We start from the raw sequence: 26986 nt of genomic DNA, 5'->3' as shown, positions 1-26986 counted from the left end.
GCCCGCAGCCGACTACGCGACCCGAGTGAACTCCACCGTCACCTCCGGCGCCCCTGCCGGCACCCCCCGGTAGATCCCCTTGTGAGGCGTGACATCGTCGTAGTCCCGCCCCCTCCCCACCACCACGTGGTCCTCCCCGGCCCGCACCCCGTTCGTCGGGTCGTACCCGCACCACTCACCGGCCCAGTACTCGATCCACGCATGGCTCTGCCCGGCGACGGGACGGTGCAGCTCCGCCTCCCGCTCCGGGTGCAGATACCCCGAGACGTACCGGGCGGGCAGCCCCAGCCCCCGTAGCATGGCGATCGTCAGATGCGTGATGTCCTGGCACACCCCCGCCCGCTGGGCCCACGCCTCGGCCGGTGACGTGTTCACACTGGTCGCGCCCGGCAGGTAGGTCACCCGGTCGGCCACCATCCCGGAGACGGCCACCGCGGCCTCGTGCGGCCCCAGCCCGGCGGCGGCCTCCCGTGCCTTCTTCACCAGCTTCTTCGGCACCGTCGTCCGGGACGTCCCGGACACGAACTCCAACAGGCGTGATCCGCCCGCCCGTTCGGCCACCTCCGCCCAGCCGGGCGGCTCCGGCAACGGCCCCGGCGCCGAGGTCTCCACCAGGCTCGACGCCGTGATGGTCAGATCCTCGTGCGGCTCCAGCAGGTCGAACCCGGTGACCTGGGTCCCCCAGTAGTCCCAGTACGACCAGACGGCGGTCGCCGGAGTGACGGTGACCCGCGCGTCCAGCGTGGTCTGCCCCGGCAGGGTCAGCGGGGTCATCCGGACCTCGTTGTGCGAGGAGGCCGCGGGCCGCGCGTACGCGACGTGGGTGACGTGCCGGATACGGAGGCGACGAGCCATCTCAGGCTCCTTCCTGGGCCCACTCGACGGGCCCCTGGTACGGGAAGAACCGCTCCGCCACCGCGTCGGCGGACGCCATGCAGGCCTGCTGCAGATCCCGCAGCAGCACCGGCAGCTGGTCCTCCAGGGTGTGCGTGTCCAGGTACTCCAGCCGGGTCCGCAGCCGTCCGACCGGCGACCGCGCCGGATCCTGGCGCGGCCGGCCGAGCGCGGCCAGACACTCCTCCGCCGTGGTCAGCGCGTGCAGCACCGAACGCGGGAAGTCCCGGTCCAGCAGCAGGAACCCGGCCACTCTCGGGGTGTCCCCGAACCCGCTGTGCACCCGCGCGTAGGCCTCGTCGGCGCCGCTCGCGCTGAGCAGCGTCGGCCAGTCCGGGGCGTGCGCCGCGTCCAGCACGCGTACCGACAGCAGCCGGACGGTCATGTCCACCCGCTCCAGGCTGCGGCCGAGGACGACGAACCGCCAGCTGTCGTCGCGGCTCATGGTGGAGTCGGCGAGGCCGAAGAAGAGGGCGGCCCGGCGCCGTACCAGCTCCAGGTAGGAGTACGGGCCGGTGCGGCGGGCCGCCAGGCGCCGCTCGGCGAGGGCGTGCCAGGTCGAGTTGAGGCACTCCCACATCTCGGAGGAGACGGCCTCACGGGCGCTGCGCGCGTTCCGGCGGGCGGCGCCCAGCGCCCCCTCGATCGCGCCGGTCGAGCGGGCGTCGAAGGCGAGCTGGTCCAGGACCTGCTGCATGTCCACGGGCTCCGGGCCGGCGTCGACGCCGAGGATCGCGTACAGCGACCGGCAGGCCGTGTCCTCGTCGCGCCAAGGGTCCTCCAGCATCCGGTGCAGGTAGGCGTCGAGGATGCGGCCGGTGGCGTCGGCGCGCTCGACGTACCGCCCGGTCCAGGTCAGTGCCTCGGCGATGCGGGAGAGGATCACGTCGTTCACTGCTGGTGCGCTCCTTCCGGTACGTCGGGACGGGTGCCGTCGGGGCCCAGGAGGCGCGGGGCGATCTCCGGGACGGCGCCGGCCGGGGCCGGTGCGGGCCGCTCGGCGGGGCCCTCGGCGAGCACCCAGGTGTCCTTGGAGCCGCCGCCCTGGCTGGAGTTGACGATCAGGTTGCCCTCCTGGAGGGCGACCCGGGTCAGTCCGCCGGGCAGCACCCAGATGTCGTCGCCGTCGTTCACGGCGAACGGGCGCAGGTCAATGTGGCGGGGTGCCATGCGTTCACCCGCGAGGGTGGGAGAGGTGGAGAGGGCGACCGGGCGCTGCGCGATGAAGCCGCGCGGATCGGCGACCACGGCTTTGCGAGTGCGTTCCAGGGTCTCGGCGTCGGCCTTCGGTCCGATCACGATGCCCTGTCCGCCCGCTCCGTCGACGGGCTTCACCACCAGCTGGTCGAGCTGGTCGAGCACCGCCTCCAACTGGCCCGGTTCATCGGGTCGGTAGGACTCCACATTGGGGAGAATCGGTTCCTCACCGAGGTAGTAGCGGATGAGATCCGGGACGTAGGTGTAGAGGAGCTTGTCGTCCGCGATGCCGTTGCCCACGGCGTTCGCGAGTGTGACGTGACCGGCGATGGCGGCGTTCAGGATGCCGGGGCAGCCGATCACCGAGTCGGGGCGGAAGTGCAGCGGGTCGAGGAAGTCGTCGTCGAGGCGCCGGTATACGACGTGCACGGGCACCTCGCCGCGCGTCGTCCGCATCCACACCCGGTTGTTGCGGTACACCAGGTCATGGCCCTCGACCAGCTGCACGCCCATCAGCCTGGCCAGCAGGGCGTGTTCGAAGTAGGCCGCGTTGCCGGGCCCGGGGGTGAGCACCACGACCCGGGGATCGCTCGCCGCCCCGCCGGGCGCGGCGGCGCGCAGCGCGGCGAGCAGCCGCCCGGCGTAGCCGTCCACCGGCAGCACATGCTGTTCGGTGAAGAGCGAGGGGAAGATCCGGGTCATCGCCCGCCGGTTCTCGATGACGTACGACACCCCGCTCGGCACCCGCACGTTGTCCTCGAGCACCCGGAACTCCCCGGCCTCGTCCCGCACCAGGTCGATTCCGGCCACGTGGATGCGCACCCCGCCGGCCGGTTCCACCGCGTGCGCCGCCCGGTGGAAGTGGGGCGAGGACAGCAGCAGCCGCCAGGGCACCACCCCGTCCTCGAAGGCCCGGGCGGGCCCGTAGGCGTCGGCCAGATAGGCCTCCAGGGCTCTGACCCGCTGGGCCACGCCTCTTCGTACGAGATCCCACTCCAGGGCGTCGAGGATCCTGGGCACCAGGTCCAGCGGCCAGGGCCGCTCCTCGCCCGCGAAGGCGTAGGTCACGCCACGGTCGGTGAAGGCGCGGGCCATCTGGTCGGCCCGGAAGCGCAGTTCACCGGGCTCGATCGGCTGGAGTGCCGCCAGTACCGGCTCGTAGGCGGTCCTGACCTCACCCGGCCGCACAAACATCTCGTCCCACGCGTCGGCCAACGCGTACGCGTCAAATATGTCCGCCATGAAGGGACGTTAGAGCGGGCACGTAACACCGTGATCACCGGCGGATTTCGGGGATTCGCCAGGTCCTCGCGTGACGTGCCCGCGAGCGGCCCTCCCCGCAACGCGCCTCCCCCGTGGGCGCGTTGCGGGGGCCCCGCGACCGATCGGGGGAGGCCGGTCCGGGGCCCCTCCGGGTGTCCGGCGAACACCCGTGGGAAGCGGTACCCACGATGCTCCTGTGATCCCGCCGCCACCACCGTCATCTTGTTGCAGTGCGGACTGCGGAGGCCGGGAGATACCGGGGTGTATCAGCCCATTGCGCCGCCCGGTGCGAGGGGAGCCGTGTTGCGGACCCGGCACGAACCGCTCATAGTTGCGCTGCGGAAGAGGCAGCAAACCGGGGGTGGAATGGGCGATGGCCGGGCACGGGACGGAGAAGCATCCACACGGTGCCGACCGACTGTGCGCCGCCGGGGATCGCGTGTATTCCCGTGCCGTGCGCCGGGGCCGGGTACCGCGCACGGACGCCGACGCGGTGCCCTGTCTGCTGGAGCTGGCCCTCCTGCACCCGGACCCCGACGACATGGACTGGCTGGTGCCGACCTCCCCGCAGGAGGTCATGACCCGGCTGCTGCGCGGGGTCTACGACGAGGTCACCGACAGCCAGCGGCGGGTGGGCTCGGCGGTCGAGGCCTTCGAGTGGTACGCCGGTCTGGGGCGGCAGCTGCAGGCCGTGTCGGCCTCCGCCGAGGGCACGGCGGCGATCCGGGTCCTGGACGGGCTGTCACGGATCCAGGCGGCGATGGACCAGGCGACGGAGGCGTGCACGAGCGAGGTGCTGACCGTGCAGCCGGGCGGTATCCGGCGTGAGTCGGAGCTGACCGAGGGACTGCACCGGGCGGTCGCCCTGCGCGGCCGGGGCGTGCGCATGCGGGACCTGTACACGCATGTCGCCCGGCACGGCCAGGGCCTGCTCAACTACCTGGAACTGATGGGCGACGCGGTGGAGGCCCGGACGCTCGACGAGGTCATCGACCGCCTCATCCTCTTCGACCGCACGGTGGTGTTCATTCCGGCGAACGCCGACCGCACGATGGCCCTGGAGCTGCGTCACCCGGCCCTGGTCGAGTACTTCGTCACCGTCTTCGAACGGCTGTGGCGCCTCGCGATCCCCCTCACCGCCCCGCTCCCCGACACCGGTATCGAGGGCATCTCGCACCGGGAACAGTCCATCGCGGCGCTGCTCGCGGAGGGGCACCAGGACGCCGTCATCGCCGAGCGCCTGGGCATCAGCGTCCGTACCTGCCGCGCCCACATCGCCCGCCTCTCGGAGACGCTGGGCGCGGCCAGCCGTACCCAGTTGGGCGTGCGGATAGCGCAGGTGGGGCTGGACCGGCCGCCGGGCGAGGCGAGCGGGGCGCCGGCCGTGATCAGCCTTCCTGATCAAGGATCCCCGAGCGTCCGATGAGATAGCCGAGTTGGGCCCGGCTCTCGCTGCCGAGGGTGGCGGCGAGCTTGGCGATGTGGTCACGGGCGGTGCGGACGTTCATGCCGAGGCGCTCGGCGATGACGGCGTCGGTGTGGCCCTCGACGAGCAGGGCCGCGATGGCCCCCTGGCGGGGGGTGACGCCGTTGACGGTGGGGCGGTGCTGCAGGTCCGGGTAGAGGGGGGTGGCCAGCCGCCACAGCCGGTCGAAGGCCGTGACGAAGTACGTGATCAGCGCGGGATGACGGACTTCGAGGGCCAGGCTGCCGTCGTCCGCCGCCGGCAGGAAGGCGACGGTGCGGTCGATCACGAACAGCCGGTCCGGCAGCTCGTCCAGGCCGCGCACCTCGAGGTCGCCCCGCAGCCGCTCGAACCCGCCGAACACGGCCGGCACATGGCGCAGGGTGTGCTGGTAGAGGGCGCGGATACGGGCCCCGCGATCGAGGATCGCCTGGTCCCGGTCCAGCGCGGTCTCGGCGGCGGTCCGGCCGCGGGCGCCGATGAGACCGGAGTGCGACTGGATGCCGAGCACTTCCAGGCTCGCCTGGGCCATGGCGTCGTCGATGGCCTGGTTGATCGGCCGGGTGCCGCTGTGCAGCCGGAGCATGGGGGTGTCGGTGCCGGCCACCTCCGGTACCGCGCCTTCGACGAGCGCCTCGAACCGCGCCACCAGTTGTTCCTCGCGCCGACGTGCGTCGGCGACCCGGGCGGCGGAGGCGCGCAGCAGCCGGTGCAGGGCCGCGGCGGGGGTCACGGGCTCCAGCCGTTCCAGGTCGTCGAGGGCAGGGTGGAGCAGACCGAGGTCGATGAGGCAGGGCACGTCCACGACGTCCCGGGCACTGATGTACCCGGTGCGCAGAGCCTGGCCGTACGCCCTCTGCCCGGCGGCGCACAGCGCCTCGACCCCGTGCTCGCACCGGCTCACAGACCGCGCTCCCGTTCCTCCAGGATCCCGGATCGCCCGATCAGGTAGCCGAGTTGGGCCCGGCTCTCGCTGCCGAGGGTGGCGGCGAGCTTGGCGATGTGGACGCGGGCGGTGCGGATGTTCATGCCGAGGCGCTCGGCGATGACGGCGTCGGTGTGGCCCTCGATGAGCAGGGCCGCGACGGCCTGCTGGCGGGGGGTGACGCCGTTGACGGTGGGGCGGTGCTGGGCCTTGGGGAACATGGGCGTGGCCAGGCGCCAGAGGCGGTCGAAGGTGGTGACGAAGTACGTGATCAGCGCCGGGTGGTGGACTTCCAGGGCGAGTTTCCCGTCGTCGTCGGCGGGCAGGAAGGCGACGGCGTTGTCGATGACGAACAGCCGGTCGGGCACCTCGTCCAGACCCCGGGCCACGTTGTCGCCCGTCATCTCCTCGGCATAGGCGTACACGTTCGGCACATGGAAGAGGGTGTGCTGGTAGAGCGTGCGGAACCGGCCGCCGCGGTCCAGGAACGCCTTGTCGCGGTCGTGGGCTGCGGAGTACGCGGCGGCGCCGCGCTCGCCGACCATGCCCGCGTGCGGCTGGATGCACAGGACTTCCCGCCGGGCCTGCGCCATGGCCTCGTCGATGGCCTGGTTGATCCGCCGGGTGCCGCTCAGCAGCCGCAGTGGGGGCGTGTCGGCCGTCGTGGTGTGCCGGTGCTCGATACGGGTCAGCGGCTCGAGGGACTCCACCAGGAGCTCCTCCCGCCGCCACTCCGCCGCGATGCGGGCCCGACCGGCGCGCAGCAGCCGGTTCAGGGCGACGGCGGGGGTCACCGGCTCCAGCCGGCCGAGGTCGTCGAGTGCCGGGTGCAGCAGACCGAGGTCGACGAGACAGGGTGCCTCGGCGGCCTCCCCGGCCGATATGTGCCCCTTGCCCAGGGCCCGTTCGTACAGCTCCGTCCCTGCGGCGCACAGGTTCTCGATGCCGTGCTCGGTGTGCGGAGCCGATGTCACCCGGCACCGCCCTCCTCGGGGAGCTTGTGGTCCAGGATCCCGGACTGGGCGATCAGGTAGCCGAGCTGTGCACGGCTGCCGCTGCCGAGCACCTGGGCCAGCTTGGCGATGTGGGCACGGCAGGTGCGGACGTTCATGCCCAGCCGGCGCGCGATGGCTTCGTCGACGTGCCCCTCGACGAGCAGCTTCGCGATCGAGTGCTGGATGTCGGTGATGCCGTCGGCAGCCGTTTCATAGGGGGTGCCCGCGCTCAGCGGAACCGCTCTGGTCCACATGAACTCGAAGACCTTGACCAGATAGCGGACCAGGCCCGGATGGCGCAGTTCCAGAGCGACCTGCTGGTCGTCCCGGATGGGGATGAAGGCGACCGTCTCGTCGCAGATGATGAGACGTTCCACCAACTCGTCTATGGAGCGGTACTCCACCTTGCCGTCGGCGAGCTGCGCCGCGTAGGCCAGCTTCTCCTGGCTGTAGCGGGCGGTGTGCTGGTACAGCGTCCGGATCCGTACACCGCGTTCTATGAGCGGCTTGTCGCGTTCCAGCCCGCGCAGCACGCTCTGCTCGGAGACGCGGTCGCTCGGCTGGACGGTGAGCATCTCCGTATGGCACTGGGCCGTGGCCAGGTTGAGCGCGGCGTTGATGCGCTCGCCGCCCTCCAGCACCGTGATCGACCCGCCGCCCGACTCCGACTGACCGCCGATGGAAAGGAAGGGCTCGAAGGTGCCGGCGATGTCGGTGGCCAGCTGACGGCGTGCGCTGATCTCGCGCTCGATGGGATTGAGACGCTGGGCCAGTGCGATCGCCGGCGGCACCGGGCGCAACCAGTTCGGATCGTCGGGATCCGGGTGCAGCAGGGCAGAATCCATCAGGCAGGGAGCCGGTTCCGCGTCCGCGCGGGCGATCCGTCCCGCACGCAGAGCGGCCGCGTACAGCCGACTACCCTCCGCACACAGTTGGTTCGACGCGTGGGGATGTGTCGCATTTGAGTGACTTGTTACCAAAACTCCACCCCCCAGGGTCCTGAACATGCAGGAACATGATGCACCGATTGTGTGGCCACAACGTGCCCGAATGAGCCATCGTCGTACCTGACGGGGGAAGAAGGGACCTTACAAGTGAGGACGAAGCCGAACATGCGTAACAGACTGCTTCGCTCGGTGCTTGTCGCTGCCTTCTCCGCCGTTGCAGCCCTCGGGGTGCTCAGTGGCTTTTCGGCCGCAGGGGGGAGTGAGGTTCACGCGAACAGCACTTGGCCTGCGGTGGCCGCGGACTCGGGGAGTGCCGGCACTGCTGATTCCGCGACCGATGGAGCCGGGAGCTGAAGTGACCACCCCACCCGACGACCGATCCTTCCGCCGTGAAATGGCCACCGCGTACCGCTCGGGCTGGCATTTCATCGACCTGGTCACCGCCATCCCCCACAGCGGTGACTCGCTGATGGTGACCGTCTTCGGTGAGCCGGTCGTCGTCACGCGGGACGAGGACGAGGACGTACGGGCCTACCGGTGTCTGCGCAAGCCCCGGGGTGCGCCGCAGCCCGTGCGGTGCGCCGTCCGGTACGGAATGATTTTCGTGAATCTGGACCAACGGGACCACCGGCTGGCTGAGCCGGAGGTGCCGGACGTGAGGACCATCTCGGCCACCCCCCGCAGTGCCTGACGCGATTCCCCCGTCGTAAAAGATCGCTCAGGTGCTTCCCCCCGCAGCGGCGTCACCGTGACCTGAACACGGTGACGCCGCTGCAGTTTTCTGCGGACATTTCGCGGTATCGGCCGGTTTCGGTCACGGTTCACGGTGGCTGAAACCCGTCAATGGAACCCCGGCGGAACAGGGCGGTCACCCTGGGGCGCCGACTCCATCCCGCCCCCCCGCGCCCCGGCATCCACACCGCCGTGCCTCCGCTGCCCGCCTCCGAGGGCGCCCCTCTCACCCGGAGCACTCTCCCACCCCCTCCGGGTGCCTCACCCGGCCAGCCGCCGTCACGGCCCCCTCCCGGCCATCGACCCCCTCCCCGCGCCTCCCGGTCGCCACCCGTAATCTCCCCCCCCCGCCCGGCCGATCGCCCTTGCGGTCCCCCCGGCCGCCCGCCCGCCCCTCGTCGGCAGGGCTCTCGTGCCCCCGAAGCCGGTCCCGGGAAAGGCTCCCGTCCCTACCTTGAGTGGAATAGACTCAACTTTGTGTACGTTGGCTGAGTCAGCCGAACGATGCCGAGGAGGAGAACGCGAACGTGGACGCCGAGCTGACCAACAGGAGCCGGGACGCGATCAACGCGGCCAGCAGCCGGGCCGTGACCGAGGGGCATGCGGACCTGACGCCTGTTCACCTGCTGCTGGCTCTGCTTGCCGGGCAGGACAACGAGAACATCACCGACCTGCTCGCGGCCGTCGACGCCGACCAGGCCGCCGTACGCCAGGGCGCCGAACGCGCGCTGGCCGCGCTGCCCAGCGTGACCGGCTCCACGGTCGCGCCCCCGCAGCCCAACCGCGAACTGCTCGCGGTCCTCGCCGACGCGGCCGACCGCGCCCGGGACCTCGGCGACGATTACCTCTCCACCGAGCACCTGCTCATCGGCATCGCCTCGAAGGGCGGCGCGGCCGGCGAGGTGCTCGACCGGCAGGGGGCCACCGCGAAGAAGCTGGTGGAGGCCTTCCAGAAGGCACGCGGCGGCCGCCGGGTGACCACCGCCGACCCCGAGGGCCAGTACAAGGCGCTGGAGAAGTTCGGCACCGACTTCACGGCCGCCGCGCGGGACGGCAAGCTCGACCCCGTCATCGGACGGGACCAGGAGATCCGGCGGGTCGTGCAGGTGCTGTCCCGCCGTACCAAGAACAACCCCGTGCTCATCGGCGAGCCGGGCGTCGGCAAGACCGCCGTGGTCGAAGGGCTGGCCCAGCGGATCGTCAAGGGCGATGTGCCCGAGTCGCTGAAGAACAAGCGGCTGGTGGCGCTGGACCTCGGGGCCATGGTCGCGGGCGCGAAGTACCGGGGTGAGTTCGAGGAGCGGCTGAAGACCGTCCTCGCCGAGATCAAGGACTCCGACGGGCAGGTCATCACCTTCATCGACGAACTGCACACGGTCGTCGGCGCCGGAGCCGGCGGTGACTCCGCCATGGACGCCGGCAACATGCTGAAGCCGATGCTGGCCCGCGGTGAGCTGCGCATGGTCGGCGCGACCACCCTCGACGAGTACCGGGAGCGGATCGAGAAGGACCCGGCGCTGGAGCGCCGCTTCCAGCAGGTGCTGGTGGCGGAGCCGACCGTCGAGGACACCATCGCCATCCTCCGTGGCCTGAAGGGCCGTTACGAGGCCCACCACAAGGTGCAGATCGCGGACAGCGCCCTGGTGGCCGCCGCGGCCCTCTCGGACCGTTACATCACCTCCCGGTTCCTCCCCGACAAGGCCATCGACCTGGTCGACGAGGCGGCCTCGCGGCTCCGCATGGAGATCGACTCCTCGCCCGTGGAGATCGACGAACTCCAGCGTGTCGTGGACCGGTTGAAGATGGAGGAGCTGGCGCTGGAGAAGGAGACCGACCCGGCCTCCCTGGAGCGCCTGGAGAAGCTGCGCCGCGACCTCGCCGACAAGGAGGAGGACCTGCGCGGCCTCAACGCCCGCTGGGAGCGTGAGAAGCAGTCACTGAACCGGGTCGGCGAGCTGAAGGAGAAGCTCGACGAACTCCGCGGCACCGCCGAACGCGCCCAGCGCGACGGCGACTTCGACACCGCCTCCAAGCTGCTGTACGGCGAGATCCCGCAGCTGGAGAAGGAGTTGGAGGCCGCCTCCGAGGCCGAGGTGGAGACCTCCCGGGACACCATGGTCAAGGACGAGGTCGGCTCCGACGACATCGCGGACGTGGTGGCCGCCTGGACCGGCATCCCCGCCGGGCGTCTCATGGAGGGCGAGACCCAGAAGCTGCTCCGCATGGAGGATGAGCTGGGCCGCCGGCTCATCGGCCAGACCGAGGCCGTACGCGCGGTCTCGGACGCCGTACGACGCTCCCGTGCCGGTATCGCCGACCCGGACCGCCCGACCGGCTCCTTCCTCTTCCTCGGCCCGACCGGTGTCGGCAAGACGGAACTGGCCAAGGCGCTCGCCGACTTCCTCTTCGACGACGAGCGGGCGATGGTCCGGATCGACATGTCGGAGTACAGCGAGAAGCACAGCGTGGCCCGGCTGGTCGGCGCCCCGCCCGGATACGTCGGCTACGAGGAGGGCGGCCAGCTGACCGAGGCGGTCCGCCGCCGCCCCTACACCGTGGTCCTCCTGGACGAGGTGGAGAAGGCCCACCCCGAGGTCTTCGACATCCTCCTCCAGGTGCTGGACGACGGCCGGCTCACCGACGGCCAGGGCCGCACCGTCGACTTCCGCAACACCATCCTGGTGCTGACGTCGAACCTGGGCAGCCAGTACCTGGTCGACCCGGTACTCGGCGAGGAGGAGAAGAAGCGGCAGGTTCTGGAGACGGTCCGGCAGTCCTTCAAGCCGGAGTTCCTCAACCGCCTCGACGACCTGGTCGTCTTCTCCGCCCTGGCCAAGGACGAGCTGGCCCGGATCGCCCGGCTCCAGATCGACCGGCTGGCCAAGCGCCTGGCCGACCGCCGTCTCGCCCTGGAGGTCACTCCGGAGGCGCTGGCCTGGCTCGCCGAGGAGGGCAACGACCCGGCGTACGGCGCCCGGCCGCTGCGCCGCCTGGTCCAGACCGCCATCGGCGACCGCCTGGCCAAGGAGATCCTGTCCGGCGAGGTCAAGGACGGCGACACGATCCGCGTGGACGCCTTCGGGGAGGGCCTGATCGTGGGCCCGGTGACCGCGGAAACCACCGAGGAAAGCACCCCGGAAACCACCGCGGAAAGCACCGCCGAAGGCACCGGGAAGACCCTGTAACGACCACGAGAGGCGGGCCCGTCACCCCATGGGTGGCGGGCCCGTCCGCCTTCACGGCCTCGAGGAGCCGGGCGGAATCCACTGCCGTGAAGAGCGGGCCCGACGCTGTTTCGCCGAGCTTCGGCGGACCAGGGACAGGGGGCCTGGATTCTGCCATCCACCTCGTTGATCCGGCGCGAATCGGCGGCACGGGGCGGAGCGGGTTGCCGGTCGCGGTCCAAGGGAGAGAGGGTGGGACCTACGTCTGGTCTCAGCGATGACCGGACGAGTCAGACGACCGCAGGAGTGTTCACATATGTCCATCGACCCGTCCTCGATTCCGAGCTTCGGGGGCCAGCCCGAGCCGCAGCCCCAAGGACCGGCGGGCCCCGTCGTCCCGGATCAGGATCTTGTGAAGCAGCTCCTCGACCAGATGGAGCTCAAGTACGTCGTCGACGACGAGGGTGACCTCGCGGCGCCGTGGGAGCAGTTCCGTACGTACTTCATGTTCCGTGGCGAGGACGAGCAGTCCGTCTTCTCGGTGCGGACGTTCTACGACCGTCCCCACAAGATCGACGAGAAGCCGCAGCTCCTGGAGTCCATCGACGACTGGAACCGTCGGACGCTGTGGCCCAAGGTCTACACCCACACCCACGACGACGGCACCGTCCGTCTCATCGGTGAGGCGCAGATGCTGATCGGCATGGGCGTGGACATCAACCACTTCGTGTCGTCCACGGTCAGCTGGGTGCGGGCCGCGATCGAGTTCGACAAGTGGCTCGTCGAGCAGCTCGGCCTGGAGGAGGCCGTCAACGGGGCCGACCAGCCCGAGGGCGACGACGAGGAGTAGGCAGCTCTACAGGGGCGTGTCGGCGACGACGACCAGGTACGCGCCGTAGCCGAACGAGAGCCCGGCCAGGGCCGCGACCACCACGGACGCGTGCCAGGGCCGGGCTCTCGCCGTGCGGACCAGCGCCCGGGCCAGCGGGAGGAGGAGCGGGAAGGCCGGCAGGAGGAAGCGCGGCTTGGACTCGAAGAAGCCCGAGCCGCCGAGCGTGATCAGCAGGAGTACGGCGGTGTAGGCGAGGAGCGGCAGCGGGGCCCGGTCCAGCAGCAGGAGCGCGTAGAGGACCACCGCCGTCGCCACGATCACCAGGGTCATCGGGAAGACGAAGCGGTCGCCGCGCAGCAGCAGGTCGCGGACGAAGCGGAGCGAGCCCCGGCCGAAGTCGAAGCGTGAGCCCCACAGGCGCTGTACGCCGAAGTAGCCGCCGAGTGGATCGCCGGTGCGGTGGCCCACCCACAGGACGTACCCGAGCCAGCCGAGCGGGGCGAGTGCCGCGCCCGTCCACAGCCTGTGGGTAACCCGGCCGCGGGAGCGGTGTATCGCGCAGCCCGCGGCGAGCAGGACGGCCGCCGCGACCGCGAAGCCGTTCGGCCGGGACAGGCCCGCCAGGGCGGCCAGCGCGCCCGCCCACAGCCAGTTCCCGGCCAGGACCGCGTACAGGGACCAGGCGGCGAACGCGGTCAGGACCGGTTCCGTGTACGCCATGGACAGCACCACGGAGTGCGGGAGCAGGCCCCAGAGCAGGACGAGGGCCGTGCCCACCGCGCGGCCGTGCAGCCGGGCGCCCACCGCGTAGATGCCGGCGGCGGCCACGGCCGCCGCCGTCCAGGACACCAGCAGGCCGGCACCCGCCCCGCTCAGCGGGGTGACGGCCGTCAGGGTCCGGATCAGGGCCGGGTAGAGCGGGAAGAACGCCAGGTCGCTGTGGATGACGTCGGGGCGGAAGTACAGGGTGCGGCCGTAGCCGTGCGCCGCGATACCCAGGTACCAGACCGAGTCCCAGGACCGGCCGAGCAGGGTCAGCGGATGCCTGCCGCCCGCCCAGGCGGCCAGCGCGACCACGGCCATGCCGGTGAGCCGGGCCACCGCGAACAGCCCCACCGCGAGGCCGCCCGCGGTGACGAGGGACGGGGCGAGAGCGGCGGTACCGGTGGTAGTGCCGGTGCTCGTGCTGGCGGTGGTGCTGGCGTGGCTCACATTCGCACCCTGCGGGGGACCGGGGCGAAGTGCGAGAAATATGCGCCCGATGGGGTAGCGGAGGACCACGCCTCCTGGCGCGCCATGGGCCACCGACGGCCCCGGGGGTGGTATCGGGCACCGCGGGGTGGGGCGGCGCCCCCGGTGCGTCGGGAGCGGCTACGCCGGCCGCCGCAGCCGCTCCGCCGCCTGATCTCTCCAGCACCGCCGTTGAGCCGGCCGCAGAACCTGTCCGGACCGATGCCTCGGTCTCACTCGGGGCGAAGGGGCGTGAGCTCAGGAAGCCAGTCGTCGCAGGCGGTCGGCGGCCTCGTGGAGGACGTCGTCCTTCTTGCAGAAGGTGAAGCGGACCTGGCTGCGGCCGGCGTCGGGGTCGTCGTAGAAGACCGAATTGGGGATGGCGACGACGCCGCAGCGTTCGGGGAGCGTGCGGCAGAAGGCGTAGGCGTCCTTTTCGCCGAAGGGCGTGATGTCGGTGGTGATGAAGTACGTGCCCTGGGGCTGGTAGACCTCGAACCCGGCCGCGCGCAGGCCGTCGCCGAGCAGGTCGCGCTTGCGTCGGAGGTCGCTGCGGAGGTTGTCGAAGTAAGGGTCAGGCAGCCGCAGAGCTTCGGCGATCGCGTACTGGAACGGGCCCGCGCTGACGTAGGTCAGGTACTGCTTGGCCGTCCGGACGGCAGAGACGAGCGGACCGTGCGCCGTGACCCAGCCAACCTTCCATCCGGTGAAGGAGAAGGTCTTGCCGGCCGACCCGATGGTGACCGTGCGCTCGCGCATGCCGGGCAGGGCCGCGATGGGGCGGTGTGTGCCCTCGAAGACCAGGTGCTCGTACACCTCGTCGGTGACGACGAGCAGGTCGTGCTCGATGGCGAGTGCGGCGATGGCGCTCTGCTCCTCGGCGGTCAGGACCATCCCGGTCGGGTTGTGCGGGGTGTTGAGGAGAAGGAGGCGGGTCCGAGGGGTGATCTTGGCTCGCAGCTCGTCCAGGTCCGGGCGGAAGGACGGCGCTCGGAGGGTGAGCGGCACGCGCTTCGCACCGGCCATCGCGATGCAGGCGGCGTAGGAGTCGTAGAAGGGTTCGAAGGCGATGACCTCGTCGTCCGGCTCCAGCAGCGCCAGCATGCTGGCGGCGATGGCCTCGGTGGCGCCGGCGGTGACCAGGACCTCGGTGTCGGGGTCGATGGAGAGGTCGTAGAAGCGCCGCTGGTGGTCGGAGATCGCGGCGCGGAGTTCCGGGATGCCCGGGCCGGGCGGGTACTGGTTGCCCTTCCCCTCCCGCAGGGCGCGGACGGCGGCCTCACGGATCTCCTCGGGCCCGTCGGTGTCGGGGAAGCCCTGGCCCAGGTTGATCGCACCGGTCGTAGTCGCCAGTGCCGACATCTCCGCGAAGATCGTCGTCCCGAGTCCGTCCAGCCTTCGGTTCAGCAGCGGCCTGGCGTTCATGTCTCCACCGTTCTCACTCGAGCGTTCGTCGATTCTCCGGGGACCATCCTGACTCATGGCCGGTCGCGGCCTCGCGCGGTGTAGGGATGACCGAGGGCCGAGGGGGGTGCACGCGCTCTTCGTCGGGCTCCGCCTCCTGCGAGGGCTCAGGGCGGAAATCTCCTGGGCGCTTCCGCCCTGAGCCAGTTGCGCGGTGCTGCTACTCCGGCTTCTCAGCTCGTGGAGCAGCCACCAGCTGTCTTCCTCGCTTGCAGGTCACACCGCCACGACGCCTCTGGTGGGTGACGCCGGGTGTTGCGTCACGACGATGTGCGCGCCGTCGGGAGGCGCGCGGAACCCGTGCCGGTTTTCGCCTTGGCGACCTCGCCGAGCAGTCGGGTTTCCCAGACCGTTCGTTGAAGGTCATGCCGGCCAACCTGCGCCCCACGCCTTGGAGTTCCTCAACTTGCCTACGAGGGACGGACACCTGCGGCGATACGCCACATGCCCCCTCTGGGCCGGGGGAGAACCGTCGGCGACTGCCGCCCTCGGTCGGCGTCGGACGGCCCGGCCGGTCCCCCTTCTCGCCGACGACGCCGGACTCGACGGCCGCCCACGCGGAACGCTCGGCTGGGAAACCCCAGCCGAGCGCCTCATGCCGTCTGGCCACAGCCAGTTGAGCACCTGCCGTGCGCCTCGGGATCAGGCGGGCGGACCGTCGAAGGGGGACCAGTTGCTCCACGCGGCGTCAGGGTTGGTGCTCACCTTCCAGGAGGACACCGAACCGGAGTCGGTGCCGACCACGATCTGTGGACGGCCGTCCGTCAGGGTGGCCACACCCACGCTGCGGGCCGATCCCGGCAGGCCGTTGAACTTCGTCCAGTCGGCCCAGGCGGCGCTCGGGTCGGTGGTCACCTTCCAGGTGGACCACAGTTCGCCGCCGTCGGACACGGCGAATATCTGCGGCCGTTCGTCCGTGAGCGGGGCTGCGGCGAGCGACACCACACGGCCGTGGTCGAAGTCGAACTGCTGCCAGCCGGTCCAGGCGGCGTTCGGGAGCTCGCTCACCTTCCACCTCGTGAACAGCCCGTGGTTGCTTCCCGCGAACACCTGCGGGCGGCCGTCCGTGAGCCGTGCTGACGTCATGCTTCGAACAGACATGTGATCTCCTTTCAAACGCCCAGGCGGACGTTCACGCCCCCACGTCCCCTCCCTCCGCTCAAGCGTTCGTTCCGCCAGGCATATTCGCAAGTCGGGCACTCGGCGGCAGGCGCAGCCGCCCACCTGATGCCCGGCAGCCGGCAGCGTGCCCGCCGGGCCGTCGACACCGTGTTTCGGCACCTCTCCCGGGAAGACCACGGCCCACAGCCGGCCCAGTGAGTCACCCACGGCTCCAGAACCGACTATCTTTGCAGGTCAGGAGCGATTTTCCGGGATGGACCCTCAGAAGTTCCTCAACTCTGCTTTGGCCGCCGACAGGGCCGGGCATCCCCCGCTCACGCCGCGCTCTCGCGGCGGCCGGGGCGCCCACGGGGGGTCGCTCCGTGCGAACGGAAAGAAGGTGACGCCATGGGCATCGTCTTCATCGTGGCGGCGGCCGCGATCGTCTGCCTGGTGATCGTCGGGACCGCGGCCCGCAAGGGCGGGGTGACCAGGGGGGCGTCCGGCCGGGGCGGCTCCTCCTCCTACGACAGCTCGGGCAGTTGGTGGGCCGGGGACTCGGGTTCGCCGTCCTCGAACGGAGGCCACGGCGGGCATGGGGGACACGGGGGTCACGGTGGTCACTCGTGCGGCGGCGGCCACTCCTCCTGCGGCGGCGGCTCGTCCTGCGGGGGCGGCTCGTCGTGCGGCGGCGGGGGCGGCTGCGGCGGGGGCAGCTGACCGGGGAGCCGGGGGAATCGGGAGAGCCGGGGGAATCGGGAGAGCCGGAAGACCCGGGGGAATCGGGGAAGTCGGGGCGTCCGGACGGAGAGCGGGGGGCTCTCCCCGGGCGCCCCGGCGTGCGCCAGAGGGAGCAGGGCGCACAACGTGGTTGAACAGTTGAGCTGTGGAGCCCTCTGAGGGATGGAAACCCCACGAACTTGGGTAAAAACGCTGTGGCAGCGCCACAGTTCATGATTCCCTCTAAATCACCGAAGCAGCGCCTCGGACGTCCTGACGACACCCCTTCCCCGGCTGGGCCGGCCGGGCCGATCTCCCGGTGTCCACCGAGGTGTGCCGGACCACCCTCCTCCCCATTTGCGTGTTAGCGGAGCCGATCCATGCTCACGACCCTGAACACCACCTACACCGATACGCGCGCGGCCGACCTCGCCTGGGCCCTGGGGCGCGAGCCGCTGCCCGCCCTGGCCACCCTCGACCTGGAACTGTCCGGGGCGAAACTGCAGCTCAGACTGCTGGGCGCGTCCCACCAGGTGCTTCTGGAGGAGGAGTGCGGCGGCTGCTCGGAGACGGTGGCGTGCATCCAGGGGTCCAGCACCCCCCTGCCGCTCGGGGTCGCCAAGCGCATCGGCGACTGGGAGTACGAGTTCGCGGCCCGCGTCGAGGTGCTGTCACCCGGCTCCTTCGCCGGCCGAGCCCAGGAACTGCTCGCCCTCGTCTCCGAGCATCCGCACGGCCTCGCCGGAGTCTTCCCGGGCAGCCCGCACGCGTTCACCGCGATGCTCGCCCAGCGCCACGAGGGCCAGGTGCACTGGTGGACCTGGCACGCGTACCCGCAGGACGGCCAGTTGGTGGCGACCCGGACGAGGGTCGGGGTACGGGTTCCGGCGCCCCAACGCCTCCCCGGATGACATAAACCAACAGGGCGTCAAGGGCGCCGATTTTCCACACGTGTGGGTGACGAAGCGTACCGACTGAGTGACGTAACGTCGCAGAGTGATCGATCCGCACGCACCCGCCCCTCCCGGCGCACCGCCGCCCTGGGGTGCCCCCGCGCCGCTGCCCGTGCGGCCGGGGACGGGCCGGTTCCTGGTCCTGGCGTGCGTCTTCGTCTGCGCGGCCTGCGGGTTGGTGTACGAACTCGAACTCGTCGCCCTCGCCTCGTACTTGATCGGCGACTCGGTCACGCAGGCCTCCGTGGTGCTGTCCGTGATGGTCTTCGCGATGGGCGTCGGCTCGCTGGCCGCGAAGCGGCTCCGCTGGCACGCGGCGGCCGGATTCGGCGCGGTGGAGGCCGCGCTGGCGCTGATCGGCGGCTGCAGCGCCATGGCCCTGTACGCCGTCTTCGCCTGGACCGGCGGCTGGGGCGGCCTGTGGTCGGCCGGCCCGCGCTGCCTCCTGGTCGCCTTCTCCCTCGCCATCGGCCTACTGATCGGCGCCGAGGTGCCGCTGCTGATGGAACTCATCCAGCGCATCCGCCGCCAGGACGCGGGCGGCGCGGTGGCCGACCTGTTCGCGGCGGACTACGTCGGCGCGCTGGTCGGCGGCCTGGCCTTCCCCTTCCTCCTGCTGCCCTTCCTGGGCCAGTTGACGGGCACCCTGCTCACCGGCACGGTCAACGTCGTCGCCGGCGGCGCCCTCGTCCTCGGCCTGTTCCGTCGCGACCTGTCCCGCCGGGCCCGCTGGACCCTCCTCGTCACCAACGTGACCGTCCTCGGCGTCCTCGCCTCCGCCGCCGCCCACGTCGACGACTTCGAACGGGCCGCACGGCACGCCGTCTACGGCGACGACGTCCGGGTCGCCCTCCAGACGGACGTCCAGGAGGTCGTCCTCACCGGCGGCACCCACGGCCGCCCCCTCGACCTCTTCCTCGACGGCCGGCTGCGCGTCGGCGGCCGTGACGAACGCCGGTACCACGAAGCCCTCGTCCACCCGGCGATGAGCGGCCCGCACGCACGCGTGCTGATCCTCGGCGGCGGTGACGGCATGGCCGTGCGCGAGGTGCTCCGCCACCCCGGCGTCGACCGCGTCGACGTAGTCGAACTCGACGCGGGCCTGGTCCGGCTCGCCCGCCGGGACCCCGCCCTCTCCGCGCTCAACGGCCATGTCTACGACGACCCGCACGTCCACGTGACCACCGCCGACGCCTTCTGCTGGCTGCGCCGGACCGCGCCGCACGCCGCGTACGACGTGGTCGTCGCCGACCTGCCCGACCCCGGCATCACGGCCAGCACCAAGCTGTACTCCGAGGAGTTCTACGGCCTGGCCCGCCGCGCCCTCGCCCCCGGCGGCCGTCTGGTCGTGCACGCCGGCCCGGTCCGGTCCCGCCCCCGTGACTTCTGGACGGTGGCGGCGACCATGCGCGCCGCCGGCCTGGCCACGACCCCCTACCGGGTCCTCGGCCGCGACCCCGGCTTCACCGCCGGACCCGACCGCTCGGCGGGCGCGTCCAGGGCCCCGCACGACTGGGGCTTCATCCTGGCGGCGAAGAGTTCACGGGGGCCGCGGCTACGGCTGCCGGCCGACCATCCGAAACCGCGCACGCTGACCGGGCGGGACCTGCGCGGAGACGCACTGGAGACGCCGTCGACGCGACTGCCGGCCTCCACGTTGGTGGATCCGCGGTACTGAGCAACGGCCCGTCCACGGGGAGCCCCACGCCCCGGCAGCGTGCCGTGCGTCGCGGAGGGTACGTCGGCTTGACTCCTGGGTAGGCTCAGTCGGCATGGAGCACCAGGTGTACGTCCCGGTCCCGGCCTCGCGGCTCAGGGAGGCGCTGGCCGACCCCGCGCGGGTCGCCCGGGCGCTCCCCGGCCTCCAGCAGGACACCGGCGCCGCCCCCGGCACCGGCCGCGTCAAGGTCCGCGTCGGCAGCCACTCGATCACCTACCGCGGCTCCCTGCGCGTCAGCGCCCGTGACGACGGTTCGTACGCGCTCGACTGTGACGCCACCGAGGCGCGCGGCACCGGCACGGTGAAGCTGGCGCTCACGCTCCGTCTCGCGGACACCGACGAGGGCTGCGAGGTCACGGTGACCGGCACGGCCTCCGCCGGCGGCCGGGTCGCGGAACTGCCGGCGGAGGCGGTGGAGTCGGCGGCGACACGGCTGCTCAACCGTTTCGTGGAGGGCCTGGGGGAGGCGTTGCCCGAGCCCCCGGACCAGCCGGTGTCGATCTTCGAGACGGAGGTCCCGCAGCCGTCCCTGGCGCCCGAACCGGTCGAGGAACCGCTGCCCGAGATCTTCGCCGAGGCGGCCCACGCCCGCCGCACGATGATCGGCCGCAGCGCGGAGGAGGTCGACCACGCCCCGCCCCGCGGCCGCTACGCGCCGGTGCCGGCCCCGCAGACGGTGGCGGCGGCTTCGGCACTGCGCTGGGCCGCACCGGCGGCGGCACTGGCCCTGGCATCGGCGATCGTGGTGACGAGGGCGTTGCGCAGACGCCGCTGAGCGAGGCAGCCGCAGGAGGGGTTCCACACTCGCGCGCGCTTGCGGGGTGCCGCTGCGCCCACCCGTGCCGCCCTGCGGCACGATGGCCCGCAGCTACGACGGGCCCGGTAAGGGGCGCGGGGAACTGCGCGACCAGCCCCCACCCACCCGCACCCGAAACCGAACCGCCCGCCCCAGTACTGTCGTCCCGTGAGTAACGAAGACATCACGCTGACCGCAGGCGACGCCACCCTCCACCTGCACCCCGGCAACGGCGGCCGCATCGCCGGACTAGAAGTCGGCTCCCTCGAACTCCTCCGCCAGGGCGACCGCTTCGGCTGCTTCCCGATGGTGCCGTGGTGCGGCCGTATCCGGGACGGCCGTTTCCGCGACGGCGCCGGCATCGTCCAGATGCCGCTCAACTCCCCGCCGCACGCCATCCACGGCACCGCCCGCGACGGCGCCTGGCGCACCGCCCGCCGCTCCGCGGACGAGGCCGTGATCACGTGCGAACTCGGCGACCCCTGGCCGCACCCCGCCCGCGTCACGCACGTCGTGCGGCTCACCGAGGACTCGTTGACGCTGACGATGGCCGTGGAGACGTACGACAACTCCTTCCCGGCGCAGATCGGCTGGCATCCCTGGTTCAACCGCAACCTCGGCGGCCAGGACGCCCGGATCGACTTCACCCCGGCCTGGCAGGAGGAGCGCGGCGCGGACCACCTGCCCACCGGCAACCGCATCGACCCCGAGCCCGGCCCCTGGGACGACTGCTTCGGCATGCCCGAGGGCGTCGACGTCACCCTCACCTGGCCGGGACAGCTGGAGCTGAAGGTGGCCAGCCGCGAGCAGTGGGTCGTGGTCTACGACGAGCAGGAGGCGGCCGTGTGCGTGGAGCCGCAGACCGGCCCGCCGAACGGCCTCAACACGCTTCCCCGTCTCGTCACCCCGCTGGAGCCGCTGGAAGCCACGACCACGTGGACCTGGCGCCGCCTCTAAGCTGGTCGGCATGACGGACGTACGCGCTGAGCTGCTGCAACAGATCAAGGACAAGGCCGTGGTGCACGGCAGGGTGACCCTGTCGTCGGGGCTGGAGGCGGACTACTACGTAGACCTTCGCCGCGTCACCCTCGACGGGACGGCCGCCCCGCTGGTCGGCCAGGTGCTGCTCGACCTGACCGACGGCCTGGAGTACGACGCCGTCGGCGGCCTCACCATGGGCGCCGACCCGGTCGCCGGCGCGATGCTGCACGCGGCCGCCGCGCGGGGCCGTCACCTCGACGCCTTCGTCGTCCGCAAGGCGGCGAAGGCGCACGGGCTGCAGCGCCGGGTCGAGGGGCCGGAGATCAAGGGCCGGCGGGTCCTCGTCGTGGAGGACACCTCCACCACCGGAGGCTCCCCGCTCGCCGCCGTGGAGGCCGTGCGCGAGGCCGGTGCCGAGGTCGTCGCCGTCGCGACCATCGTCGACCGGGCCACCGGCGCCGACGAGAAGATCCGCGAAGGCGCGGGCGTGCCGTACCTGTTCGCCTTCTCGAAGGATGAACTGGGACTGGACTGACACCCGGCCGACGGGTGGGATTGACCCGCATGCGCCCGGCGCCCGGCGCCCGGAGCATCGGTTCATGTCTGGAAAGATGGGGACGACGATGACGTCGTACCTCAAGGTCTAGGTCAGGGCCGTAGAGAACCAGCAGTACGCCGACCCGCACACTCAAGGAGCGGACAGATGCCCATCGCAACCCCCGAGGTCTACAACGAGATGCTCGACCGGGCGAAGGCAGGCAAGTTCGCCTACCCGGCCATCAACGTCACCTCGAGCCAGACCCTGAACGCTGCGCTGCGCGGCTTCGCGGAGGCGGAGAGCGACGGCATCGTCCAGATCTCTACCGGTGGTGCCGAGTTCCTCGGCGGCCAGTACAGCAAGGACATGGTGACCGGCGCGGTCGCGCTCGCCGAGTTCGCGCACGTCATCGCCGAGAAGTACCCGGTCAACATCGCGCTGCACACCGACCACTGCCCGAAGGACAAGCTCGACGGGTACGTACGTCCGCTGCTCGCGATCTCCAAGAAGCGCGTCGACGCCGGTCTGACCCCGCTGTTCCAGTCGCACATGTGGGACGGCTCCGCCGAGACCCTCGCCGACAACCTGGCCATCGCGCAGGAGCTGCTCGAGCAGGCCCGCGCGGCCAACATCATCCTCGAGGTCGAGATCACCCCGACCGGCGGTGAGGAGGACGGCGTCTCGCACGAGATCAACGACTCCCTCTACACCACCGTCGAGGACGCGATCCGCACCGCCGAGGCCCTGGGCCTGGGCGAGAAGGGCCGCTACCTGCTGGCCGCCTCCTTCGGCAACGTGCACGGCGTGTACAAGCCGGGCAACGTCGTGCTCCGCCCCGACCTGCTCAAGGAGCTGGCCGACGGCGTGGCCGCCAAGTTCGGCAAGCAGTCGCCGTTCGACTTCGTCTTCCACGGCGGCTCCGGCTCCACCGAGCAGGAGATCCGCACCGCGCTGGAGAACGGCGTGGTGAAGATGAACCTGGACACCGACACCCAGTACGCCTTCACCCGTCCGGTCGCCGACCACATGTTCAAGAACTACGACGGCGTCCTGAAGGTCGACGGCGAGGTCGGCTCCAAGAAGACCTACGACCCGCGCACCTGGGGCAAGCTCGCCGAGGCGGGCATGGCCGCGCGTGTCGTCGAGGCCACGCAGAACCTGCGCTCGGCGGGCAACAAGATCAAGTAGTCGCGCAGAGCCAGGCATTTCCTCGGACCCGGTGCTACGGCACCGGGTCCGCTGTATACCTGGAACCATGCCCGACGTCCGGCTCGCCTCACCGCAGGGCAAGTGGATCCTCTTTACCACGGTCCTCGGTTCCAGCATGGCCATGCTGGACTCCACCGTCGTCAATGTCGCGCTGCCCCGCATCGGGCGGGACCTGGACGCGAGCCTGTCGGCTCTGCAGTGGACCGTCAACGCGTACATGCTGACGCTGGCCGGGCTGATCCTGCTCGGCGGCTCGCTCGGCGACCAGTACGGCCGCCGCAAAATCTTCGTGATCGGCGTGGTCTGGTTCGCGTCCGCGTCCCTGCTGTGCGGCCTCGCCCCCACCGCCGGCGTCCTGGTCGGCGCCCGCGCGCTCCAGGGCATCGGCGGCGCGCTCCTCACACCCGGCTCGCTGGCGTTGATCCAGGCGTCCTTCCACCCCGACGACCGGGCCCGCGCGGTCGGCCTGTGGTCCGGCTTCGGCGGTATCGGCGCGGCCGTGGGCCCGTTCCTGGGCGGCTGGCTGGTGGACGGCCCGGGCTGGCGGTGGGTGTTCCTGCTCAACGTCCCGCTGGCGCTGCTCTGCGTCCCGGTCGCCCTGCGCCATGTCCCGGAGTCCGCCGACGGCCGGGTGCACGGCCGCTTCGACATCCTCGGCGCGGTCCTCGGCGCGCTCGCCCTGGGCCTGGTGACCTACGCGCTGATCCAGGGCGGCACGGTGGCCTACGTCGTCGGCGCTCTCGGGATCGCGACCGCCGTGGCCTTCGTCTACGTCGAGAAGCGGCGCCCGGATCCGATGCTCCCGCTCGGCATCTTCGCCTCACGCCAGTTCTCGGCGCTCAATCTGGTCACCCTGTGCGTGTACGGGGCGTTCGGCGGCTACTTCTTCCTGACCGCGCTCCAACTCCAGGTGGTGGCCGGGTACTCGGCCCTGGCCGCCGGTACGGCCCTGCTGCCGACCACCGCCCTGATGCTGCTCTTCTCGGCCCGCTCGGGCGCCCTGGCGGACCGGATCGGCCCCCGGATCCCGCTCACGGTGGGCCCGCTGCTGTGCGCCGGCGCGATGCTGCTGATGCTGCGGATCGGCGAGGACGCGAACTACCTCACGGACGTCCTGCCGGCCGTGCTGGTGATGGGCGTCGGCCTGGTCACCCTGGTCGCCCCGCTCACCGCCTCCGTCCTCGCCTCCGTGGACACGGCCCGGGCGGGCATCGCCAGCGGCATCAACAACGCGGCGGCCCGCGCCGCCAGCCTGATCGCGGTGGCGGCGCTGCCGCTGCTCGCGGGGATGGGCCCGGGGGCGTACCGGTCGCCCGCGGCGTTCGATGCGGCGTTCGACCGGGCCATGCCCATCTGCGCCGGCGTTCTGGTGGTCGGCGCGGCGCTCGCCTTCGCCCTGGTCCGCAGGCCGGCACCGGGCTGTGTACGCCCGGAGTGCCGTACCCACGGGAACGTGACGTCGCCGCCGATCGAGGCGAAGAGTCGCTAGGGGCTGGAGACTACTGCCGCCGGCGGAGCAGGGCGGTCCGCAGGTCGTGCTCGGTGATCTGGTCGGCGGGGCGGTGGAGTGTCCAGCGGTGAGCCTCGCCGCCGTCCATGGGCAGTACCTCGACGACGGTTTCCACCGGTGGGTGACCGCGTGCGGCACAGCCGAGCTGGCGGATCACGACGGCGGTGTCGTCGTCCAGACCGAGCAGGACGCGCACGGTGTCCCTCAGTTCGCGCAGACGCGGGCTCGGCCAGGCGCTTCCCGGGCGTGGTTCCCGGCGCGCGGGAGGTGCCTCGTGTCGTCCGGCCGCGGTCAGGGCCAGCTGCCAGGCCGCGAGGAGCAGCAGCGTGGCGGTTTCGGCGAGGAGGCTGAGGCCGGCCTGCGGCGCGGGCTGCAGACCGCGCTCGGTGAATCCGAACACACCCACCGTGCGCGAGGCCGCGAAGCCGCCGAGGGCGCCGAGCGCGACGCCGGCCGCGGCGGCCCTCAGCAGCAGGGGCGGCGTCCCCGCCGCCAGCAGGGCGGCGAGGGCGAAGGAAGCACTGGCCTGCAGGAGGAACAGAGGGCCGATGACGTGGACGTAGCGGTATCCGTCGACGTAGAGCTGGGCGTGGACGTATCCGCCGGCGGCGAGGGTTGCGGCAGTCGCCCACCGCAGGGCGGAGGCCGGGAGTCGTCGGTTGTTCATGCCAGCCTCTGATCCTTGATGGCCAGTTCGCGGTCGCCCTGCCGGTAGCCGACGGCTCGGATGCCGAGCGCGTCCTTGAGCTGTCGGGCGGGGACGACCTGCGGGGTGGGAGCGGGGGCACGGCCCGGTCGGGGCAGGGGGTAGGCGGTGGTGGTGGCGGAGTGGAAGGTGATGTTGCCCTCGGTCTTGCTGAACAGCTGGTGCACGTGCCCGTTGAGACAGGTGACGGAGGAGAAGCGGCGCAGCAGGGCGATGACCTTGAGTGCGTCGTCGGTGCTCCAGCCCCACTGCGGGTACATGGCGAACAGCGGGATGTGACTGAAGACCACGACGGGGGTGTCCGAGGGCAGGCCGGCGAGGTCCTTGCGGACGAAGTCGATCTGGTCGTTGCCGAGGTGGCCGAGCTTCTCCAGGCTCAGGGTGTTGACCAGGGCGATGAAGTGCACGCCGTGGGTGTCGAAGCTGTACCAGCCGTCGCCGAGCGTGCCCGCGCCGAAGGTCCGCCGGTAGGCGCGGCCCGCGTCGCCGATCGAGTCGTGCTCGCCCGGTACGGTGAAGACCCGGTCTGTCTTCAATCCGGACATCATCTGCTTGACCTGGTCGAACTGCCCGGCCATGGACAGGTGGGTCAGGTCGCCGCTGTGCATGACGAAGTCGGGCCTGAAGCCCAGCGAGTTGACCTGGTTGACCGCTTCGGTGAAGGAGCCGGCCACGTCCGTGTTCGCCGGGCCCTGGAAGCCGATGTGGCTGTCGGAGACCTGCACGAACCGCAGCGTGCCGCGTTCCGTCGCTGCGGCACCGGTGCCACCGGTGGCGGCCTCGGCGGTGCTGCCCCGGGCGTCGGCGATGTGGCTGATCACCTCTCCACCGGCCACGGTCAGCACCACCGCGCCGCCGAACCATCCGGCGTGCCGCATGAGCTGGCGACGTGTCATGCCGTGTTCCCCGTCGGGGAGTCCGGTCTCGTCGGCCGGCGCTCCGTCGTGACTGTCGTAGCGGTCGTCGTAGTAGCCGTCGTAGTCGGTCATCGGGTCACCTCGACGGTGGCGGTCATGAACGGATGGATGGTGCAGAGGTAGGCGTAGGTGCCGGGCTTGGTGAACGTGTGGCTGTAGGTGCCGTGGGTGGCCAGGGCGGCGGACTGCAACGGACCGCCCGATCCGGCGCTGGTGACGGTGTGCGCGTCGGTGTCCTGGTTGGTCCAGGTCACCGTCGTACCCACCGGCACCTTCAGCGTGGCCGGCGCGAACGCGAAGTTCTTGATCGCGACGGCGGTCCCGGACACCGGCTTGCCCGTGCTCGGGTGGTTCGTCGGCATGCTCATGCTGGGCATCGGCGACGCGCCGGGACGGCCGGGCGCGATGGCACCGGCTCCGACGGCCGAGGAGTGCGGCGACCGGCCGCATGAGGTGAGAAGTCCCAGCGTGCCGGCGGTGGCGAGGGCGGCGAGGGCCAGCCCGGCCGTGGCGCGTGATCGTCGGACTGGGGTGTGGAAGTTCGGGGGGTGGTGTGTCTCGGTCACGTCTGATCCGTCCTTTGCCGTGTGGATGTGGGCGATGAGGAACCGCGCGCAGGGCGGTTCCTGTCCGGCTCCACGGACGGCGACGGTCATAAGGTTCGGCATATATACACTTTTGTGGGATTTCTTGGCTGTGACGCGGAGTGCTACCTCTACCGCGCCCT

Annotated in this window: 24 protein-coding genes; 12 read left to right on the top strand and 12 right to left on the bottom strand. The window is 71.3% G+C overall.

All coding sequences use genetic code 11. The annotated features are described in order from the left end of the window. Nucleotides 1-12: 12 nt before the first annotated feature. Genes AB0N16_RS25810 through AB0N16_RS25800 form a run of 3 tightly spaced genes read right to left on the bottom strand, consistent with a single transcriptional unit; the run spans nt 13 to nt 3333 of the window. Entirely contained in the window at nt 13-855 is an 843-nt protein-coding gene (locus AB0N16_RS25810; RefSeq protein ID WP_365800504.1) for a transglutaminase family protein, read from the bottom strand. A gap of 1 nt (nt 856) precedes the next feature. Beyond that, on the bottom strand, nt 857-1789 hold the full coding sequence (locus AB0N16_RS25805; RefSeq protein WP_365800502.1) for an alpha-E domain-containing protein: 933 nt from the start codon (nt 1787-1789) through the stop codon (nt 857-859). After that, complete coding sequence (locus AB0N16_RS25800) at nt 1786-3333, bottom strand: circularly permuted type 2 ATP-grasp protein (RefSeq protein ID WP_365800500.1); 1548 nt, start codon at nt 3331-3333, stop codon at nt 1786-1788. Before AB0N16_RS25800 ends, AB0N16_RS25805 begins: the two co-directional genes overlap by 4 nt. Nucleotides 3334-3727: 394 nt before the next feature. On the opposite strand from AB0N16_RS25800, the gene AB0N16_RS25795 reads away from it, so the two are divergent. Then, on the top strand, nt 3728-4780 hold the full coding sequence (locus tag AB0N16_RS25795; RefSeq protein ID WP_365800498.1) for a helix-turn-helix transcriptional regulator: 1053 nt from the start codon (nt 3728-3730) through the stop codon (nt 4778-4780). Here the strand turns inward: AB0N16_RS25795 and AB0N16_RS25790 are convergent. From AB0N16_RS25790 to AB0N16_RS25780, 3 genes are read right to left on the bottom strand one after another with little or no spacing between them, the layout of a single operon-like run. After that, entirely contained in the window at nt 4743-5723 is a 981-nt protein-coding gene (locus tag AB0N16_RS25790; RefSeq protein WP_365800497.1) for a helix-turn-helix transcriptional regulator, read from the bottom strand. The genes AB0N16_RS25795 and AB0N16_RS25790 overlap by 38 nt on opposite strands. Continuing rightward, nucleotides 5720-6718, bottom strand: a complete 999-nt coding sequence (locus AB0N16_RS25785) for a helix-turn-helix transcriptional regulator (RefSeq protein WP_365800495.1) — start codon at nt 6716-6718, stop codon at nt 5720-5722. Before AB0N16_RS25785 ends, AB0N16_RS25790 begins: the two co-directional genes overlap by 4 nt. Continuing rightward, entirely contained in the window at nt 6715-7746 is a 1032-nt protein-coding gene (locus tag AB0N16_RS25780) for a helix-turn-helix transcriptional regulator (RefSeq protein WP_365800493.1), read from the bottom strand. The genes AB0N16_RS25785 and AB0N16_RS25780 overlap by 4 nt, the downstream gene beginning before the upstream one ends. Before the next feature lie 334 nt (nt 7747-8080). On the opposite strand from AB0N16_RS25780, the gene AB0N16_RS25775 reads away from it, so the two are divergent. The 3 genes from AB0N16_RS25775 to AB0N16_RS25765 all read left to right on the top strand — a co-directional run bounded on the left by AB0N16_RS25775 (nt 8081) and on the right by AB0N16_RS25765 (nt 12432). After that, nucleotides 8081-8377, top strand: a complete 297-nt coding sequence (locus AB0N16_RS25775) for a (2Fe-2S)-binding protein (protein ID WP_046730465.1) — start codon at nt 8081-8083, stop codon at nt 8375-8377. Nucleotides 8378-8945: 568 nt separating this feature from the next. Then, a complete protein-coding gene (clpB, locus tag AB0N16_RS25770; protein ID WP_365800491.1) occupies nt 8946-11603 on the top strand; it encodes an ATP-dependent chaperone ClpB in 2658 nt (885 codons plus the stop codon). Between the two features lie 295 nt (nt 11604-11898). After that, complete coding sequence (locus AB0N16_RS25765; RefSeq protein ID WP_351740584.1) at nt 11899-12432, top strand: YbjN domain-containing protein; 534 nt, start codon at nt 11899-11901, stop codon at nt 12430-12432. A gap of 6 nt (nt 12433-12438) precedes the next feature. Here the strand turns inward: AB0N16_RS25765 and AB0N16_RS25760 are convergent, their stop codons facing one another. The 3 genes from AB0N16_RS25760 to AB0N16_RS25750 form a co-directional block, all read right to left on the bottom strand. Then, entirely contained in the window at nt 12439-13497 is a 1059-nt protein-coding gene (locus tag AB0N16_RS25760; RefSeq protein WP_365800640.1) for a hypothetical protein, read from the bottom strand. A gap of 405 nt (nt 13498-13902) precedes the next feature. Continuing rightward, nucleotides 13903-15069, bottom strand: a complete 1167-nt coding sequence (locus AB0N16_RS25755; protein WP_365800489.1) for a pyridoxal phosphate-dependent aminotransferase — start codon at nt 15067-15069, stop codon at nt 13903-13905. A 681-nt stretch (nt 15070-15750) separates the two neighbouring features. Next, nucleotides 15751-16209: a hypothetical protein gene (locus tag AB0N16_RS25750; protein ID WP_365800487.1), complete on the bottom strand. Its 459-nt coding sequence runs from the start codon at nt 16207-16209 to the stop codon at nt 15751-15753. Nucleotides 16210-16617: 408 nt separating this feature from the next. Between AB0N16_RS25750 and AB0N16_RS25745 the strand changes: the two genes are divergently transcribed. From AB0N16_RS25745 to AB0N16_RS25710, 8 genes are all read left to right on the top strand, one after another. Continuing rightward, a complete protein-coding gene (locus tag AB0N16_RS25745) occupies nt 16618-16929 on the top strand; it encodes a hypothetical protein (RefSeq protein ID WP_365800485.1) in 312 nt (103 codons plus the stop codon). A 380-nt stretch (nt 16930-17309) separates the two neighbouring features. Continuing rightward, a complete protein-coding gene (locus AB0N16_RS25740) occupies nt 17310-17840 on the top strand; it encodes a DUF2617 family protein (protein ID WP_365800483.1) in 531 nt (176 codons plus the stop codon). A gap of 85 nt (nt 17841-17925) precedes the next feature. Further along, complete coding sequence (locus AB0N16_RS25735) at nt 17926-19560, top strand: polyamine aminopropyltransferase (RefSeq protein WP_365800481.1); 1635 nt, start codon at nt 17926-17928, stop codon at nt 19558-19560. Between the two features lie 94 nt (nt 19561-19654). Beyond that, the gene (locus tag AB0N16_RS25730) at nt 19655-20377 is read left to right on the top strand and encodes an SRPBCC domain-containing protein (protein ID WP_365800479.1); all 723 of its coding nucleotides are present in this window, start codon (nt 19655-19657) and stop codon (nt 20375-20377) included. A 189-nt stretch (nt 20378-20566) separates the two neighbouring features. Beyond that, nucleotides 20567-21355: an aldose 1-epimerase gene (locus AB0N16_RS25725; protein WP_365800477.1), complete on the top strand. Its 789-nt coding sequence runs from the start codon at nt 20567-20569 to the stop codon at nt 21353-21355. A gap of 10 nt (nt 21356-21365) precedes the next feature. Next, nucleotides 21366-21914, top strand: coding sequence for an orotate phosphoribosyltransferase (pyrE, locus tag AB0N16_RS25720; protein ID WP_365800475.1), 549 nt, complete (start codon nt 21366-21368; stop codon nt 21912-21914). A gap of 168 nt (nt 21915-22082) precedes the next feature. Next, nucleotides 22083-23105, top strand: a complete 1023-nt coding sequence (fbaA, locus tag AB0N16_RS25715; RefSeq protein WP_365800473.1) for a class II fructose-bisphosphate aldolase — start codon at nt 22083-22085, stop codon at nt 23103-23105. Nucleotides 23106-23172: 67 nt separating this feature from the next. After that, nucleotides 23173-24615 (top strand): MFS transporter, encoded by a 1443-nt coding sequence (locus tag AB0N16_RS25710; RefSeq protein WP_365800471.1) that lies wholly within the window; start codon nt 23173-23175, stop codon nt 24613-24615. 10 nt (nt 24616-24625) lie between these two features. On the opposite strand, the gene AB0N16_RS25705 is transcribed toward AB0N16_RS25710, so the two are convergent. From AB0N16_RS25705 to AB0N16_RS25695, 3 genes are read right to left on the bottom strand one after another with little or no spacing between them, the layout of a single operon-like run. Further along, entirely contained in the window at nt 24626-25303 is a 678-nt protein-coding gene (locus AB0N16_RS25705) for a hypothetical protein (protein WP_365800469.1), read from the bottom strand. Next, nucleotides 25300-26331, bottom strand: coding sequence for a metallophosphoesterase (locus tag AB0N16_RS25700; RefSeq protein ID WP_365800467.1), 1032 nt, complete (start codon nt 26329-26331; stop codon nt 25300-25302). The genes AB0N16_RS25705 and AB0N16_RS25700 overlap by 4 nt, the downstream gene beginning before the upstream one ends. After that, nucleotides 26328-26825, bottom strand: a complete 498-nt coding sequence (locus AB0N16_RS25695) for a cupredoxin family copper-binding protein (RefSeq protein WP_365800465.1) — start codon at nt 26823-26825, stop codon at nt 26328-26330. The genes AB0N16_RS25700 and AB0N16_RS25695 overlap by 4 nt, the downstream gene beginning before the upstream one ends. Between the last annotated feature and the right edge of the window lie 161 nt (nt 26826-26986).

Origin of the sequence: Streptomyces sp. NPDC051105, from assembly GCF_040682795.1 — a bacterium.
Taxonomy (GTDB): domain Bacteria; phylum Actinomycetota; class Actinomycetes; order Streptomycetales; family Streptomycetaceae; genus Streptomyces.
The sequence above is the reverse complement of the archived record's forward strand: the minus strand, read 5'-3'. Positions and strand labels throughout refer to the sequence as shown.

Bases quoted from the DNA above. Each gene is read 5' to 3' on its own strand.
- AB0N16_RS25705 (WP_365800469.1), bottom strand. From the start codon at position 25,303: ATGAACAACCGACGACTCCCGGCCTCCGCCCTGCGGTGGGCGACTGCC.
- AB0N16_RS25730 (WP_365800479.1), top strand. From the start codon at position 19,655: ATGGAGCACCAGGTGTACGTCCCGGTCCCGGCCTCGCGGCTCAGGGAG.
- AB0N16_RS25780 (WP_365800493.1), bottom strand. From the start codon at position 7,746: ATGTTCAGGACCCTGGGGGGTGGAGTTTTGGTAACAAGTCACTCAAAT.
- AB0N16_RS25765 (WP_351740584.1), top strand. From the start codon at position 11,899: ATGTCCATCGACCCGTCCTCGATTCCGAGCTTCGGGGGCCAGCCCGAG.
- AB0N16_RS25740 (WP_365800483.1), top strand. From the start codon at position 17,310: ATGCTCACGACCCTGAACACCACCTACACCGATACGCGCGCGGCCGAC.
- AB0N16_RS25755 (WP_365800489.1), bottom strand. From the start codon at position 15,069: ATGAACGCCAGGCCGCTGCTGAACCGAAGGCTGGACGGACTCGGGACG.
- AB0N16_RS25810 (WP_365800504.1), bottom strand. From the start codon at position 855: ATGGCTCGTCGCCTCCGTATCCGGCACGTCACCCACGTCGCGTACGCG.
- AB0N16_RS25700 (WP_365800467.1), bottom strand. From the start codon at position 26,331: ATGACCGACTACGACGGCTACTACGACGACCGCTACGACAGTCACGAC.
- fbaA (WP_365800473.1), top strand. From the start codon at position 22,083: ATGCCCATCGCAACCCCCGAGGTCTACAACGAGATGCTCGACCGGGCG.
- AB0N16_RS25745 (WP_365800485.1), top strand. From the start codon at position 16,618: ATGGGCATCGTCTTCATCGTGGCGGCGGCCGCGATCGTCTGCCTGGTG.
- AB0N16_RS25775 (WP_046730465.1), top strand. From the start codon at position 8,081: ATGGCCACCGCGTACCGCTCGGGCTGGCATTTCATCGACCTGGTCACC.
- pyrE (WP_365800475.1), top strand. From the start codon at position 21,366: ATGACGGACGTACGCGCTGAGCTGCTGCAACAGATCAAGGACAAGGCC.
- AB0N16_RS25750 (WP_365800487.1), bottom strand. From the start codon at position 16,209: ATGTCTGTTCGAAGCATGACGTCAGCACGGCTCACGGACGGCCGCCCG.
- AB0N16_RS25795 (WP_365800498.1), top strand. From the start codon at position 3,728: ATGGCCGGGCACGGGACGGAGAAGCATCCACACGGTGCCGACCGACTG.
- AB0N16_RS25710 (WP_365800471.1), top strand. From the start codon at position 23,173: ATGCCCGACGTCCGGCTCGCCTCACCGCAGGGCAAGTGGATCCTCTTT.
- AB0N16_RS25800 (WP_365800500.1), bottom strand. From the start codon at position 3,333: ATGGCGGACATATTTGACGCGTACGCGTTGGCCGACGCGTGGGACGAG.
- AB0N16_RS25760 (WP_365800640.1), bottom strand. From the start codon at position 13,497: ATGGCCGTGGTCGCGCTGGCCGCCTGGGCGGGCGGCAGGCATCCGCTG.